17 protein-coding genes and 1 tRNA gene are annotated in these 16,618 nt (G+C 35.8%); 9 read left to right on the forward strand and 9 right to left on the reverse strand.

Translation table 11 applies throughout. The features are described 5' to 3' along the window. Positions 1-2: 2 nt before the first annotated feature. The 3 genes from gspE to gspC all read right to left on the reverse strand — a co-directional run bounded on the left by gspE (position 3) and on the right by gspC (position 4,555). Positions 3-1,502, reverse strand: coding sequence for a type II secretion system ATPase GspE (gene gspE, locus R8G33_03755; GenBank protein ID MDW3094768.1), 1,500 nt, complete (start codon positions 1,500-1,502; stop codon positions 3-5). A gap of 6 nt (positions 1,503-1,508) precedes the next feature. Next, positions 1,509-3,521, reverse strand: coding sequence for a type II secretion system secretin GspD (gspD, locus tag R8G33_03760; protein MDW3094769.1), 2,013 nt, complete (start codon positions 3,519-3,521; stop codon positions 1,509-1,511). A 116-nt stretch (positions 3,522-3,637) separates the two neighbouring features. After that, a complete protein-coding gene (gene gspC, locus R8G33_03765; protein ID MDW3094770.1) occupies positions 3,638-4,555 on the reverse strand; it encodes a type II secretion system protein GspC in 918 nt (305 codons plus the stop codon). Positions 4,556-4,760: 205 nt separating this feature from the next. On the opposite strand from gspC, the gene R8G33_03770 reads away from it, so the two are divergent. Beyond that, positions 4,761-4,836, forward strand: a tRNA-Glu gene (locus R8G33_03770). A 173-nt stretch (positions 4,837-5,009) separates the two neighbouring features. On the opposite strand, the gene R8G33_03775 is transcribed toward R8G33_03770, so the two are convergent. Further along, complete coding sequence (locus R8G33_03775) at positions 5,010-5,444, reverse strand: universal stress protein (protein MDW3094771.1); 435 nt, start codon at positions 5,442-5,444, stop codon at positions 5,010-5,012. A gap of 175 nt (positions 5,445-5,619) precedes the next feature. On the opposite strand from R8G33_03775, the gene R8G33_03780 reads away from it, so the two are divergent. The 6 genes from R8G33_03780 (at position 5,620) to R8G33_03805 (ending at position 9,916) form a co-directional block, all read left to right on the forward strand. After that, a complete protein-coding gene (locus R8G33_03780; protein MDW3094772.1) occupies positions 5,620-6,471 on the forward strand; it encodes an ion transporter in 852 nt (283 codons plus the stop codon). 58 nt (positions 6,472-6,529) lie between these two features. Next, complete coding sequence (locus tag R8G33_03785) at positions 6,530-7,114, forward strand: cytochrome b (GenBank protein MDW3094773.1); 585 nt, start codon at positions 6,530-6,532, stop codon at positions 7,112-7,114. A gap of 152 nt (positions 7,115-7,266) precedes the next feature. Further along, positions 7,267-8,133 (forward strand): amino acid ABC transporter substrate-binding protein, encoded by an 867-nt coding sequence (locus R8G33_03790; GenBank protein ID MDW3094774.1) that lies wholly within the window; start codon positions 7,267-7,269, stop codon positions 8,131-8,133. 218 nt (positions 8,134-8,351) lie between these two features. Next, positions 8,352-8,567, forward strand: a complete 216-nt coding sequence (locus tag R8G33_03795) for a hypothetical protein (protein MDW3094775.1) — start codon at positions 8,352-8,354, stop codon at positions 8,565-8,567. 5 nt (positions 8,568-8,572) lie between these two features. Continuing rightward, the gene (locus R8G33_03800; GenBank protein ID MDW3094776.1) at positions 8,573-9,262 is read left to right on the forward strand and encodes a TIGR04283 family arsenosugar biosynthesis glycosyltransferase; all 690 of its coding nucleotides are present in this window, start codon (positions 8,573-8,575) and stop codon (positions 9,260-9,262) included. Between the two features lie 3 nt (positions 9,263-9,265). Continuing rightward, positions 9,266-9,916, forward strand: coding sequence for a TIGR04282 family arsenosugar biosynthesis glycosyltransferase (locus tag R8G33_03805; protein MDW3094777.1), 651 nt, complete (start codon positions 9,266-9,268; stop codon positions 9,914-9,916). On the opposite strand, the gene dusA is transcribed toward R8G33_03805, so the two are convergent. After that, the gene (dusA, locus tag R8G33_03810) at positions 9,905-10,870 is read right to left on the reverse strand and encodes a tRNA dihydrouridine(20/20a) synthase DusA (protein ID MDW3094778.1); all 966 of its coding nucleotides are present in this window, start codon (positions 10,868-10,870) and stop codon (positions 9,905-9,907) included. The genes R8G33_03805 and dusA overlap by 12 nt on opposite strands. A 7-nt stretch (positions 10,871-10,877) precedes the next feature. Next, positions 10,878-12,254: a leucyl aminopeptidase family protein gene (locus tag R8G33_03815; GenBank protein MDW3094779.1), complete on the reverse strand. Its 1,377-nt coding sequence runs from the start codon at positions 12,252-12,254 to the stop codon at positions 10,878-10,880. Between the two features lie 76 nt (positions 12,255-12,330). Between R8G33_03815 and R8G33_03820 the strand changes: the two genes are divergently transcribed. Together R8G33_03820 and R8G33_03825 are read left to right on the forward strand one after the other, a co-directional pair. Beyond that, positions 12,331-13,251: an ABC transporter ATP-binding protein gene (locus R8G33_03820; protein MDW3094780.1), complete on the forward strand. Its 921-nt coding sequence runs from the start codon at positions 12,331-12,333 to the stop codon at positions 13,249-13,251. Positions 13,252-13,263: 12 nt separating this feature from the next. Further along, positions 13,264-14,037 (forward strand): ABC transporter permease, encoded by a 774-nt coding sequence (locus tag R8G33_03825; GenBank protein MDW3094781.1) that lies wholly within the window; start codon positions 13,264-13,266, stop codon positions 14,035-14,037. Between the two features lie 7 nt (positions 14,038-14,044). Here the strand turns inward: R8G33_03825 and R8G33_03830 are convergent, their stop codons facing one another. From R8G33_03830 to R8G33_03840, 3 genes are all read right to left on the reverse strand, one after another. Then, the gene (locus R8G33_03830) at positions 14,045-15,346 is read right to left on the reverse strand and encodes an AAA family ATPase (protein MDW3094782.1); all 1,302 of its coding nucleotides are present in this window, start codon (positions 15,344-15,346) and stop codon (positions 14,045-14,047) included. A 336-nt stretch (positions 15,347-15,682) separates the two neighbouring features. Then, positions 15,683-16,108 carry a ferric iron uptake transcriptional regulator gene (fur, locus tag R8G33_03835; protein ID MDW3094783.1) on the reverse strand — a complete coding sequence of 142 codons (426 nt, stop codon included), beginning with the start codon at positions 16,106-16,108 and terminating at the stop codon, positions 15,683-15,685. 73 nt (positions 16,109-16,181) lie between these two features. Beyond that, a complete protein-coding gene (locus tag R8G33_03840) occupies positions 16,182-16,541 on the reverse strand; it encodes an HdeA/HdeB family chaperone (GenBank protein MDW3094784.1) in 360 nt (119 codons plus the stop codon). Positions 16,542-16,618 lie beyond the last annotated feature (77 nt).

The raw sequence follows: 16,618 nt of genomic DNA on the forward strand, positions 1-16,618 counted from the left end.
GCTTAATTTTCTCGAGTGACTCGCATCACTTCTTCAAGAGTCGTCTTTCCTTGTAATACTAAACGTATGCCATCCTGGCGTATGCTGGGTGCAATTTTACGTGCGTATTCATCTAGATCCTGCTCAGAGCCTATGTCGTGAATCATGCTGCGAAAAGTATTATCTAAGGTGATAAATTCATAAATTCCACTTCGACCGGTATAACCACTGTTATTACAAGTAGGACAACCTTTAGCAGAATAGATAGTTGGTGCTTCACTGACACCAGAACCAAACTGGGCTAAGTTTAATTGTTCATATTCCATTGAGCTAGCTGTATGTGGTTCTTTACATTCATCACATAACACACGTACTAATCGTTGTGCCAAAACACCAAGCACACTTGATGCCAATAAGAATGGCTCTACACCCATATCACGCATTCGTGTAATCGCACCTACCGCAGTATTAGTGTGTAAAGTAGAAAATACCAAATGCCCAGTTAAGCTAGCTTGTACTGCAATTTGCGCTGTTTCCAAATCACGAATCTCACCAACCATAACAACGTCTGGATCTTGTCTAAGGATGGCACGTAATCCACGTGCAAATGTCATATCAACTTTATTGTTAACTTGAGTTTGACCAATTCCATCTAGGAAATACTCAATAGGGTCTTCGACAGTTAAAATATTGCGAGATGAGTTATTCAATTCATTTAGCGAGGCATATAAAGTGGTTGTTTTTCCTGAACCAGTTGGACCTGTGACCAAAATAATTCCATGTGGCTTAGTAATAGTATTTTTTAGCTTATCGTGTAAGTCTTTAGTTAAACCAAGGTGAGATAGTTCTAAACGTCCTGCTTGTTTATCTAATAAACGTAATACAACACGTTCTCCATGACCCGATGGTAATGTAGATACACGCACATCAACGGGGCGACCAGCTACTCTTAGCGAAATACGACCATCTTGAGGAAGTCGTTTCTCAGCGATATCTAAGTTAGCCATCACCTTGATTCTTGATACAATTAAGATTCCAATATTTTTTGGCGGTTGAAGTACTTCACGTAACACTCCATCTACTCTTAAGCGAATAGATAAGCGCTGCTCAAAAGTTTCAATATGAATATCAGATGCGTTCTCACGAACAGCTTGAGTGAGTAGGGCATTTAGCAATCGAATTATAGGCGCATCATCATCTGCTTCCATCAAATCTTGTGGTTCTGGAATAGAGTCAGCCAAGCTTTCTAGATCAAGGTCATCACCAAGATCTTCCATCATTGCTAAAGAGCCATTTGCACCACTGTCATACACTTTAGACAGGAGCTCATCAAACTCATCTTCTTGGAGTGGTTTAAATGCGATAGGAGCCCCTAAGAAACGCTGAATCTCCTTGATTGCATTCATTTTTACATTAGGACGCTGAAAAACAATTACACGTCCGTTGATTTCGTTACCAACCAACACACCATGTCTTTTAGCAAAGCTATATGGAGGGCGTCGAGTTTCGATTGCAGAAGCCATAGAATATTATTGCTGTGATGAACTCGGTGATTGTGGTTGAAGTTGACTATTCGATGTTTGTGTAGGATTTTTTACTTGAATAGGCAGTTGAGTGACTAGGTCATTAAGATCAGGAAAGCGTGCAAAATTGTCTTTAATTAATCCACGATCTTCAATTTTAGATTCTAATTGACGAGTACGTAAGTATTCATATTTAGATTCTGTCGCCACATTAGCACTACTTGCATCACGCAATATGACAGGATGAATAAACACCATTAAATTTTGTTTGGTTTTAGATGTTGTTGTCGACCTAAACAAGTTTCCAAGTAATGGAATGTCTCCAAGTAGAGGTGTTTTAGTTACTGAGTCTCTGTAATCATCTTGAGTTAATCCACCCAGCACAAGAATCTTGTTATCGTCTACCATTACTGAAGTACTTATTCTTCGTTCATTAGTTATAATGTCGGAAGCCACTGAGCTAGTTGAAATATTAGAAATTTCTTGCTCAATCTGGAGTCTTACACTGTCTCCCTCATTAATCTGCGGGGTTATTCGTAATGTAAGTCCTACATCTTGTCTTTCAATTGTTTGAAAAGGATTTACAGCAGAATCTGTACCACTTCCTGTATTAGTAAATTGGCCTGTAATAAATGGTACATTCTGTGCCACTACAATTTCAGCTTCTTCATTGTCTAGCGTCACCAGCGTAGGCGTGGAAAGAATATTAGTTGAGGCATCGCCTTCAAGTGCTCTTAAAAGTACCCCCCATTGAGTGTCTCCCGATAAATCAGCACCGCCTAATGAAAAACCCGTTGCACTGAGAAGACTAGTCGGGTCTGCAACAATATTTGCGATAGTACCACTATTGATAGAAGAAGCTGCAGGGCCACTTGGAGAATCTCCAGTAGGAATTAAAAAGCCTTCTACCCCAAGTTCTTTGGACAAGTCTGAAGAGACTTCTGCAATGATTGCTTCTACTAATACTTGAGCACGTCTTACGTCTAGCTTGCTGATAACTCTACGCAAACTATCATACCTAGCAGGTGGAGCAGTAATTATTAATGCATTGTTTGTTGCATCTGCCTGAATATTGATGTCTTCATCACTTGACGAAGTCGTATTTGTTCCATTCTCAGAAGATTCGAAATCTGAAACACCTTGAAGGATGGGTGCGATCTCTTCGGCTAACGCATAATGTAAATAAACTACCTTAGTATTGCCAGTTCCTTCAATCGGCGTGTCTAAGTGTGCAATTAAACCTCGAATACGCATTTTTGATGTGCTATCACCAGAGAGCAAAATACTATTTGTTCTCTCATCTGCTGCTAAGGTTGGGGCGCCTGGCGTTTGTGCAGCCGCTTGTCCACCGGCAGTGCGAAGAGAATTTAGTATTTGAACGACTTCACTTGCAGAAGCATGCTGTAAAGTAATTACTTCAATTTCTTGTGCATCTGGCTGATCAATCTTTTTAATTATTTTTTCTAAACGAGCTATATTTGCTCCCCGATCGGAAATCACTAGCATATTGCTACCAGGGTAAGCAGCTAAATGACCTTGTTGAGGAACTAATGGACGAAGGATGGGAACGAGTTGTGCAGCGGCAACGTTATTGACTTCAATTACACGCGTAACTAACTCGTCACCCTTAGAACCTGATGAGCCAGTCACAACATTGCCTGGACCTTGTTTAGCATTCACATCCGGTAATATCTTAATCACTTCACCAACTTCAACAGTAGCAAATCCATGCACTTGTAAAACAGATAAAAATACTTCATAAATTTCTTTACGATCCATAGGACGCGCCGAAACTACAGTTACTTTTGCTTTTACGCGAGGATCAATAACAAAATTTTTCCCAGTGATCTCCGCAACTGTTTCGATGAAAGATTGCAGATCAGCATCCTTAAGATTAAGTGTAATGCCAGTTTCTGAAAATGCTAAGTTGGAAAACACACAACTCGCCAGCAGCATGAGTGCAAGTATCTGTGATTTGATAGCATATGGTGCGGCAAAGTTTTTCATCGTTATCATCATTTTTATTTCACTTATTACAATCGTAATAATTATCTTGTTTTTTCCAAAAACCAATGTCCTAACAGTAGATTATCGAACACTTATTACTAGTTTGTGTAGATATGTGAATCAGTGGTTCAATCTAGGTTATGAACAAGGTTAATCGTGGTTCCAGAACGTAAAACGGTCATCTCCAACTGTGAGGCGCTAACAAGCTTTTGAAACGCCTGGGTGGCTTTATTGGGGTTATCCAGAGATATTTCATTAATAGTTGTGATCACATCGCCTTCCACTAAACCCAATTCATCAAATAATGCCGAAGAGCCGCCATTTGGCTTCACCTTATAGCCCATAAATTCACCTGTTTCATCGTCATTTGCACTACTAATTGATATGTATTTGGCTAGGGAAGAGGGGTTTTTAGTCAATTGTTGCTTAAGGTTTGAAAGGCTGGGCTGCTGATTGGCTTTAGCTTGGGAAGGTACTCGAGATGATATAGGTATTTTTCTAGTTGTTGACGTATTATTTAGGTTAGAAAATCCCTTTTCAGATGCTTTAGGTAAAGATAGTTTTTCTGTGCGCCCAGATCGGGCAAGTAACACATAATCAGAGAAAACTGAATGTAATGTAACACCTGAGGTTATCTCTTCATCTAATTGATAAAACTTATGTTTTTTTGATTCATTTTCAATAATAGCAAAACCTTCTCCGCCACCTAAGGCAAGAACACCACTGAGTGTTAAGTTTAGAGAGGTGTCCGGTGCATTTTGATCAGCCATCACAGGATTATCAGCAATAGAAGCCTTACCCATGAGGTGCAAGCGCGCAATTTGGGACCCATAGTCTGGTTTAGGTGGAGGTGGTTTAACAAGCTTTGGAGGAGCGGCTTTTATCTCAGTAACGTTGGTTGAAGACTCAGCACCTGAAAAAAAGCTCCACACTAATTTGGCTGAACTCATTGCGATAAGTATCACTAACAAGTAGCTCAACATGCGTGGCAATAAGACGCTATTTCTCTGCAAAATGGCAGGTAATTGTAGTGCGATACTGGTCATAGTAGGTTAGTTTAGAATGGCGTTATGTACAGAAGTTTACTTAATTTACTATTCGAATTCAGATAATTCCCGACAAGATAGTAAATAATAAGTGTAAGGCCCTAAATAATCTTCGTGCTTGACATAAGTGCCTGTTTTAACGTAATGTTCGCGGCCCATAAGCACTGTAGAAATGCGGTGTTCTCTACGATAAAGCGATCAATTTGTCCCCATCGTCTAGAGGCCTAGGACATCGCCCTTTCACGGCGACAACAGGGGTTCGAATCCCCTTGGGGACGCCATTCTTATATCAATCAACTAAATCACTAAGATTATAGATCTGGTGCTTTTTTCGATTGGTTGATTATCAATCAGTATCATTTGTTATTCGGAATCAACGCTAATAAAGGAATCAGATTTTTCAGTTATGAATAGATGTCGGCTTTCGGCTCAAAAGCAGTCATTAAAAGGATCATTAAAGCTTTGTCGGCACAACAAGGAGAGGAATATTACATAGACGTATAGTATTTTCCGCTGTGCTACCTAAAAACAGTCGCTTTAACCCAGTTTTTCCCTGAGTGCCCATAACGATTAGATCAGCTTCCCAATCTCCTGCGATTTTAATTATTTCCTTGCTCGGTTTCCCTTCTGATACATATCGATCGAATTTGCATTCGGGAAAATTTTCTACAATATGATCAATTGTTTGATTCGCTTCCTTTTTTAGCTTAGTAATTTGGTCTTGTGGAAGACTTCCAGACTCCGAATCTTTATTAACTTTTGCAGTATCAATTACAGATGCTAAGGCGATGTTAGCGTCAAGCTGGATAGCTAATTTTATACCTTGTTCAGCGACCCTCATGGAAAGCTCACTTTTGTTAATAGCAATTAAGATTTTTTGATATGGCATTTTAAATTGTAGGAAGTAGCTATAACTAGATTATCAGTATAAGTATTATAGTCGCTTACAGATTCAAAAGTGGTCATTTTTTAACAAAAAAGCCCGATAAATATCGCGCTTATAATGATTTTTTTACACTACCACTATAATATTTTGCATTATTAAATTCTAAGGACTGGTAATAATGGTTAACCCAAAACCAATTGAAAAATTAAAGGGAAGTCGGCAAAGCATTTCTAATCTTGTAGATCACCCTAAATTCACAATTTTTATCACCACTTTGATATTCATAAATGCCATCACGCTAGGCCTAGAAACTGATGCAGACATTATGAAGCGCTATGGATTTTGGTTATTATTGATCGATAAAGTCATACTTGTCTTATTTACATTCGAATTAGTATTAAAATTTTACGCCTATAGATTTTCATTTTTTCGATCTGGCTGGAATGTTTTTGACTTTGTAATAGTATCAATAGCATGGCTCCCAACAACTGGGCCTTTATCTGTATTGCGAGCATTGAGAATATTACGTGTTCTCAGGCTACTTTCTGTCGTACCTCAGATGCGAAGAGTAATTTCAGCACTTGGTCACTCTATACCTGGCATGGTTTCAGTAATCGCAGTACTTTGCATTATTTTTTATGTGTCAGCAGTACTAACTACTAAACTATTTGGCGCTCATCCAGACCCTAATTTGCAAGAGTGGTTTGGTACAGTAGGGGCTTCGGCCTATACATTATTTCAAATTATGACATTGGAAAGCTGGTCAATGGGTATCGTTCGGCCAGTTATGGAGCATTTCCCATATTCTTGGATATTCTTTGTGCCATTTATCATCACTACTAGTTTTGCAGTATTAAATTTATTCATTGGTATCATTGTAGATGCGATGCAAATTGTACAAGGAGAAACTCGACAAATTGATAATTCTGAAATAAAAGAATTTACTCAAGATGAACTTAATTTACTTCATAAACGTTTCGATGAGTTACACGCTGAGTTGGCAGAGCTGAAGAAAAATTCTTCTACCTGAGAGTGTTTGTACTCTAAAATTAAAATATGAAAATGTTCAATGTGTATTAAGGACAAAAATGGCACTTAAAAACTCCATAAACAATTATGGCTCTATCGCAAAATGGATTCACTGGTCGCTAGCCTTCCTATTCTTATGTTCATATTGTGCTGTTTATTATCGACACTGGTTCACTGATGATAAGACCCCAGAGAATTGGATTTCACTGCAATTACACCTATCTATTGGAATTAGCATTGCGGTCATCGTCGCGCTTAGAATCATCTGGCGCAATTTGAATCAAATTCCTGAACAAGAGCCTGGATCTAAGATTGCACATATAGCTGCGCACCTTGGTCATTACGCTTTGTATGCTGTAATGATATTAATGCCATTAACTGGCTATATCGGTACAGGTGTAGACACAGAGTTTTTCTTTTTATTTGATATAACGAAATTTGAATCAACTTCTCTTTATCAACTTATTGTTACCAACTGGATGGGACTTAGTTTTAAGGAGTTTGAAGCACCCATCGACTTTTTCCACAAAGAGATTATGGGTAAATGGGCAGTGTGGCTCCTAATTGTGGGGCATGCATTGGCAGCCATGTACCACCATTTTGTTAAAAAAGATCGCACATTAATAAAAATGACTACAGGCTAATACAACTGAATATCTGCTTTTGAGCGAAAGCAGACATTTTTCTGCGAAATAAGGAGAATGAATTAAGCAAATTCAAGTATATTGGCAGAATAAAAATGATGCATTCATTAAAAAGCAGTAAATCATTACTTTTAAGTATCTAGGAAATATCTATGAAATTTATAACAGTTTTTACTCTTACCTGCGCAACTATTATTTACTCCATTTCAGCATTTGCAGATCACCATGTTAATACTGTTAGTCAAATCAAAGAAACTGGCAAGATTAGAATAGGGTACAGACAATCCGAACCGCCCATGTCATTTGTTAATAAAGATGGTAACCCTGTTGGGTATTCAATAGATTTATGCAATTACATAGTTGAAGAATTAAAAAACGATTTAAAATCTCCCAATATAAAGATTGAATATATACCCGTTGATGCCAAAGATAGATTTTCAGCGATCACCGAGAATAAAATTGATATTTTATGCGGCTCAACAACAAAAACATTGTCAAGAAGTAAGTTGGTCGATTTTACTCAATTAACTTTTATTACTGGTGCATCATTAATGACTTTAAAAGGTCAAGAATTTAATGACTTAGCTCAATTAGATGATAATAAAGTAGGTGTTGTTCAAAACACAACGACCTTAGAACACTTGGAAAAATTATTAAAACAATCATATTCATTGGCTAATGTAGAGCAGTACAAATCCGCTGAACAAGGCTTAGATGCATTACGCAACGGTGATATTGCTGCTTTTGCCGCAGACCAGGTTGTATTAATCGGTTTAGCTATATCTTCGCCAGATGGAGACAAATTTAGCATTTCACCAAATGTTTTCTCCTACGAACCTTTGGCTCTGGCAACAAGGCGCAATGATGCTGAATTTATTTATATCGCCAATAGTAGTATTTCAAAGCTTAGTCGTAACAAACAAATTTTTAAATTGTACGGCAAATGGTTTAGTAAGTTTTCTGAAAAGCGACCGCCCTTAATCGAATCTCTTTATAAACTGAATGCCATTCCTGAGTGAATTGGTTGATTCAACATTTTCTATAAATTTTAAGATGATATTTATAGAGTACGAATCTATATTATACTCCTATAAGTTCGCATAATGTATATTATGTTAAATAATATCTGATTGTAAGATTGCATAGAAAATAAGTGTCATATTATTGATAACAAATAAAGGAAGTATTTACCATGAAAATAATATTGATACTTATATACCTAGTAATTAGTTTATCAATGAGCACACTGAGTTATGCAAAATTCAAATGCGCTGAAGATATATCAGATGATGAATGTAAAAGTAAAAATAAAATAGAATATTGCGAATATATTGATAGAAGAGTAAGCACCTTAAAAAGAGAATTACAAAATGGATATGATACATATCATCATGATGAATATAGAACTGAAATAAAAGAATTAACGAGCGATAAAAACAAATATTGTGAATAAAAACATTGCAATCCTCTATATCAATCATTATTCCAGTCTTCAATGAGGAGTTAATAATAAGAGAAAATATAGAGCATTTAAATTGGATAAATGCATCTTATTATTTACTTTTTGTCGATGGAAATAGTACCGACTCAACGATAAATATATTAGAAGAAAATAACTTTAACGTAATAAAATCACCTTTAACAGGACGTGGCGGCCAAATTTCTTATGGCGCATCAAACCTTAATAACGAAAGTGAATACTTATTATTCCTCCATATAGATACACTCTTGCCTAAAGACTTCTATAATCAAATGAATGAATATATGGAAAATTATTATTGGGGATTTTTCAGAATAAAATTAAATTCAAATAAATTAATATTCAAAATTATTCAGTTTATGATGAATTATCGTTCCCAATTAACAAGTATCGCTACGGGTGATCAAGCAATCTTTGTCAGAAAAAATGAATTCATGAATCACATTGATACAATGATTGAACACCCAATTATGGAAGATATATATGTGTCAAAAGTATTTAAAGAAAAATTTGGCAATGGCGCTATAATAAAAAAACCAGTGATCACATCAGTTCGTTATTGGCAAAACAAAGGACCTATTAAAACTATCCTCAAAATGTGGAAATTTCGTCTTCTATATTTTATTGGCATATCGCCTAAGTATCTTTATGTTAAATACTATAAATGACGCATGCGAGGAAACAGTACATTAATTCTATTTGCTAAAAAAGCACAGATTTGCCGAGTCAAAACTCGAATGTGGCCAAATCTATCGTACAGAGAGAGTTTATATTTACATAAAGCACTAACTGCAGATGCAATAAAGAAATTCAGCGCAAATTCAAAGTTTAAATTGATTCTTTATACAACAGATACAAAAACAATCCACTATTGTAAATCACGAGGCCTCATAATTAAGAGACAATATGGTTTAGATTTAGGATCAAGAATGATACATGCAATTAGCCAGGAACTAAAATATTCTCAGAAAGTGGTATTAATAGGTTCTGATTGTCCCACGTTGAATGTTGACTATATAAAAAATGCATTTATGCACTTATCAAAAAATAATGATGTAGTGTTGGGCCCAACAACAGATGGAGGTTATGTTTTAATAGGTATGAAAAAGAAAAATGACTATTTATTTAAAAATATTACATGGGGATCCTCAAATGTATTCAATCAAACACTAAAAGTTGCAGCCAATTATAGATGTAACATTAAATCCTTAGAAAAAGTTTCAGATATAGATACTGCTGAAGATCTGCATGAATTTAATATCAAAAGAATTTATCTGCATGGGCAAACAACTCAACTATTAAAAAATAGATTAGCCAACTAATTCCAAGCCTTGATGTATTAGGTCCACCCCTGCCCCTGGTTTATGCATATTCTCGCTTAAATAGCGTCTCCAAAGCTTAGCACCAGGAATACCTTGATATACATTTAAAATATGTTTTGTCATCGATTTAAGAGGCGTGCCATTTTTAATATTGTCTTCCACATATTCAGCATACTTTAAAATGACTTCATTCATATCTGCATATTGAGTTGAACTTTGATTATATATCTCACTATCAACTTTTAATAGAAATTCAGGATGCTTGTATGCTTGTCGGCCAATCATTGCGCCATCAACATACTGTAAATGATTCTTTACCTGCTGAATTGAATCAATACCTCCATTTATAATTACATTTAAAGCTGGATAATCATTTTTTAGCATATAGACACGTTGATAATCTAGTTCTGGAATTTCTCTATTTTGTTTTGGGTTCAAACCTTTCAACCATGCTTTTCGCGCATGAACAATAAGTGTTTCACAGCCAACTGCAATAATAGAATCAACAAATTCACATAAGAATTCATAACTGTCATCATCATCTACACCTATCCGACATTTAACTGTTATTGGAATATCTACTTGTTCACGCATAGCACTAATACATGTAGCAACTTGTCTAGGCTCACGCATCAAACACACACCAAATCTACCTGCTTGTACACGGTCACTTGGACAACCAACATTTATATTGACTTCATCGTACCCTACACTTTCACCCCACTTAGCAGACTGTGCCATATCCTTTGGCTCGCTTCCGCCTAACTGTAATGCAATTGGGTGTTCACATGCATTGAATTCCAAAAATCTGTCTCTGTCACCATGAATCAAAGCACCACTAGTGACCATCTCAGTATATAAACGAGTATGTTGAGTCATTAACCTTACTAAGTATCTATAATGACGGTCTGTCCACTCCATCATTGGTGCAATACATAATTTATGATTTGTCATAAATATCCTACTTAGGAGAGTATCTTGACTCTAAATATTGACAGACACTACGTAGACCCATTGCTTCACCTCCTTTAGGTCTTCCTGGTCGACTTCTCATGTTATACGCCATAATATCAAAATGAAGCCAGTCACAGTCATCTGAGACAAATGACTGTAAAAATAACGCTGCGGTTATAGCACCTCCATAACCACTTGATGCACAATTGACTAAATCAGCTATGCTACTTTTAAGTTGATGTTTATACCCATCATGTAATGGTAATCTCCAGATATCATCTTCAGAAGCATTTGCTGAACTATTTAAGTCATGTGCAGTTTTATTTTTCTCACTGAAAAACACGCCTACTTCTGTACCTAGTGCCACGCGTGCAGCACCTGTTAATGTTGCATAATCGATTAATAAGTCTGGATCTGACTCACATAGTTCTGTAATAGCATCTGCCAATACTAATCTTCCCTCTGCATCAGTATTATCTATTTCTACTGAAGTTCCTGAACGAGCAGTAACTACATCACCCGGTCTGTAAGCATTATTTGAAATTGCATTCTCAACGGCAGGGATTAAAACCTGTAAACGTACAGGTAAATTAGTTTCCATAATATAGTTAGCCAAACCAAGTGCATGTGCTGCACCACCCATATCTTTTTTCATCCAGCGCATTCCTGTAGCATTCTTGATATTTAATCCTCCACTATCAAAACATACACCCTTACCGGCGACACATAATAATGGGTACTCAGGTTTACCCCATTCAATTTTGATAAGTCTAGGTTCATGTTCGCTGGCTCGTCCTACTGCATGTATCAGCGGGTAGTTATTAGAAATCAGATCATCACCCACAACCTCACTAAATGATGCATTAAACTTTATGGCCAAACTCTGTGCTGCATGTGAAAGATGTTCTGGCATCATTTCATTTGCAGGTTCATTGATCAGATCTCTGACAATATATGTTGAATTAATTGTCGCCAATACCGTTGTTTGGTCGATATTAGAATCGAATAATAAGCGAGCACATTGCTTTGATTTTTTGTACTTAGAAAACTGATAAGATCCTAGCCCCCATCCAATAGCAAGCTTTTCACGATCAGTAGCCGGAAGCTTATCAGTTAAATAATAATTTCCTGCTGGTAGAGCTAATGGCAAATTAGCAATCGTCCAAATTGACAGACAGTTATCGACAATAACAACAACTTGGTTTAACTTACCTTGTTCATCTGGGACTAGATAATAATTACCTTCCTGTATTGAGCGATTACTAGACAATAACCATGTTGTAAGATTATCTAAGGATGAGTCTGTTAATTCATCAAACTCTGACTTTGTAAATAATGTAATTAAAATGCTATCTTCTTTGGCGGCTTCGTAAAAACATTCCATGCTTATATATATGGTAATTTATAAAGCAATTATTGTAACAAACCAAGCTTGAAACAGCTGCATCAATATTAAGTAAATGACTACTGATACTCCAGCACTTAAGATAGAGAATTTAATAAAATGCTACAAAGGTGGCTTCCAAGCACTTAATGGCATATCTTTTCAGGTCAATCAGGGTGACTTCTATGCATTACTTGGACCCAATGGTGCAGGTAAGTCAACGACAATAGGTATAATTTGCTCGTTAGTGAATAAGACTTCTGGCAGTGTCGAAGTGTTTGGTCATAATATTGATAATGACTTTGCGGAAGCAAAAAAATTAATTGGATTGGTGCCGCAAGAGTTTAATTTTAATTCGTTTGAACCAATTCAGGAAATTGTAAAATATCAGGCTGGTTACTATGGAATATCAGCAAATATTGCAAAAGAAAAGGCAGAGCATATATTAAATATTTTAGGATTATGGGATAAAAGAAAAAATACTCCGCGCGAATTATCAGGCGGGATGAAACGTAGATTAATGATTGCTCGAGCACTTATTCATGACCCACAATTATTAATCCTCGATGAGCCTACTGCTGGTGTAGATATAGAAATACGCCGTTCTATGTGGGAATTATTACAAAAATTAAATGAAGATGGCAGGACTATTATCCTAACCACACATTACTTAGAAGAAGCAGAGTATTTGTGTAGAAATATAGGCATTATAAATGATGGCAATATTATAATTGATACATCATTGAGAGAATTCTTGGATCAATTACAAAAAGAGACCTTTATTGTCTATTTGAAAAAGCCTTTAACAGTGACACCAATAATCGAAAATGCTTCAATTTACTTAACTGATGAGCGTACTTTAGAAGTTACACCTGAAGAAAATCAAACGCTAGAATCAATATTTTCAGACTTCGCAAACCTCAACATTGAAATTGTCAGTATGAGAAATAAATCGAATCGACTTGAAGAACTATTTATGAATCTAGTTAAAAAATAATTAGAATTAATTATGACATTCACTCAAAAAATTATTGCATTAAGAACAATTTTTTTAAAAGAAATTTTAAGATTTTCACGGATATGGGTACAAACTATTGTGCCTTCCATTATAACTGTCGCACTATACTTTATAATTTTTGGCAACTTGATTGGCTCGCAATTAAATGATGTCAAAGGACATGCTTACATAGACTACATCATTCCTGGAATGATAATGATGTCAATAATAACCAACTCATATGCCAATGTAGTCTCATCATTTTATAGCTCCAAATTTCAGAAACATATTGAAGAAATGCTTGTTTCTCCTATGCCAAATTATATTATTATTTGGGGATTCTTATCTGGAGGTATTGCTAGAGGAGTAATGGTTGGTGTAGCAGTCTCACTAACAGCAACATTTTTTACAGACTTACAATTTCAAAATATTGGATTACTCTGTTTAGTTACTCTGCTTACTTGTATATTATTTTCACTTGCAGGTTTAATAAATGCTATTTTTGCCAATAGCTTCGATGATATATCATTAATTCCTACGTTTGTATTAACACCATTAACCTATCTTGGCGGAATATTTTACAGCATTGATATGCTTCCAGAATTTTGGCGTTCAGTATCATATGCAAATCCTATTTTGTATATGGTTGATACTTTTAGGTTAGCAATGATTGGAGTAAACGATATAAATATCTATTTATCTCTGACTATTATATCAGTATTTGTACTTGCACTATATATTGCTGCATCAACCTTATTGAACAAAGGCATCGGAGTACGCAGTTAACAATATTTTATGCAGGCATCGCTGCTTCATTTTTCCCTCTTATGCTTTTAGGCATTTCAGGAGCAGATTCTTTAGAATTTGACGGGATGCTACTTACCTTTTTCTCTTGGTAATTAATATTATCAACTCTATATTCCATATCAACACGAGCTAATGATATTTTATCTCCAGCTTTCAATACGCATTTATTAATACGGTGACCATTAACTAAGGTTCCATTAGTACTGCGTAAATCCTCTAAAAAGAAATTATTATGGAAACTAATGACTTTGGCATGATGCATGCTTACTGATTTAAGTGGTATATGAATCTCATTACTAGGAATTCGACCAATTGTAGTAACCTCTTTAGTAATATCAAAACAAGCAACAACCTTGTTGCCTTCCAATTGGACTAATTTAGGTGTCGGTTCACCTGCCATATTAAGTGAAGCAACGTTCTTCTCAGCAAAGTGCTTAATTCCTACGCGCTCTTCATATGGTATCCACTGAAGTTCATCAACAGATAACTCTAATGTTTTTACTGAAATAGATTTTTCTTGCTCAACAAAGGCAGTAATAAGTGCAGTATCAAACAATGCATTAATTAACCGCGGTACACCGCCTGTGTAACGGTGAATTATCGAATAGCATTCCGGGTGAACAATTGGCTCTGCCTTACCCTCTTCTTCAGCTGTATAATCATAGCCAGCGGTCTCCATACGATGCCTCACATAAGCAACAATATCTTCTTGATTCAGTGGAGCCAAATGAAATCTAAAGCGAATCCTTTGACAAAGCTGCTCCATACCTGGTGCATCCAACACTTGTTTCAATTCTGGTTGACCTACAAGCACTAAATTTAGAATACGCTCTTGTTGCGTTTCCATTCCGGTTAGCATGCGCACTTCTTCTAGGACCCGTCTGCTTAAATTTTGAGCTTCATCAATTACTAGAATAACTTGACGGCCATTTTCATATTGCTCCATCAAGTAGTTATTTAGCATTTCTATTAATTCAACTTTACTCGCATTGAATGGTTTAAATCCAAATTCAACTAATATTGCTTGGAAAAACTCTAATTCATCTAGTTGTGTTTGGTAAACTCGCGCAATAACTACATCATCACCCACACTAGATAACAAACTTTGGATAAGTGTTGTTTTGCCTGAACCAATCTCACCTGTAATTACTACAAATCCATCACGATTCCACACTGTATAGTCCATATAAGCTTTTGCACGCTTATGGCCTTGGCTTAAATACAAAAAATTCGCATCAGGTGTTAACTGGAAAGGCTGTTGTTGTAGACCAAAATGTTCTAAATACATACCAAAGTTTCTCTTCTGTTGTGAATGCTGACGTGCTTACTAGTCAAACATGTGATTTATTAAATTTATAATACGCATTGTAATGGTGAGAAAAATCATTTTTAGAAGATAACTCACAAAACAAACTAATCAGTAAATAAAGAAGCATAAAAAACAAGTAATAAGCCAAACCTTACTAGCTAAACATAACTGCACTAGAAATATAACTTAATGTTATATATGGATTTTATAGAAATTAACAAGCAGAGAATGTGATGGTTATCAAAACTAATGAAATTACCTGTGAATACAAGCAACTAAGATATATAAATCACTTTGAATTTATAGTAATTAAGATTAATTACCAGCATTATCACATTCTGGAGAAGTACACTCTCCGTAAATAATTAATGAATGATCTGTAATTTTAAATCCCGCATCTTCAGCAATTTTCTTTTGCTGTTCTTCAATTGATGCGTTTAAAAATTCAACAATTTTTCCACACTTTATGCAAATCAGATGGTCATGATGTTTGCCACGATCCAGCTCAAAAACAGCTTGCCCACCCTCAAAATGGTGACGCATAACTAGCCCAGCTCCTTCAAACTGGGTGAGAACTCGGTATATCGTCGCTAAACCAATTTCTTCATCAGAATCAAGCAGTACACGATATATGTCTTCAGCACTCAAATGCTGTTGAGTTGACTGCTCTAAAATCTCCAAAATCTTCATTCTGGGGAGAGTGACTTTCAAGCCTGCCTTGCGTAAATCTTGGTTTTCCATATGGATAATTAGAATTAATTTATGGACAGAACTATAGCAATAAATCGACGATATAGTATCGAATTATTATCCACTATTTTTGCTTAATACGAAAATATTTCAGATTTCTCAATAAGTTGCGTGCAGCCTCCTCAAAAGTTTGATCACCATTAATGGTGCAATAATCACGCAACCATGATTCCACTTGATTCACCGTTTTGGTTTTTCCTAAAATTGAATAGGTTTCTTCTTGTAAATAATTATAGGCAGTCATATAACCTGCTAACCAGCTTAAATAGTATGCAGCGCCTTTTTCATCTTCTGTTAAAAATGATTTACAACTTAAATTACCCAGACCCATGGTTAAGTATTGACCGGTGTCGTCTGCAGCGTAATTCGCGTTTGCGCAAAGAAGTGTTGCTAAGAATAAAATTATTGAAGCAAAGCTATTCAATTTTTGATTTAAATGAGATATCACAATTGACTTGAATATAGTATCTTAAATCATTGAATTTAAAAATAAAAACCCGC

The sequence above is a fragment of the Gammaproteobacteria bacterium genome (genome assembly GCA_033344735.1).
Classification (GTDB): Bacteria; Pseudomonadota; Gammaproteobacteria; order UBA4575; family UBA4575; genus UBA1858.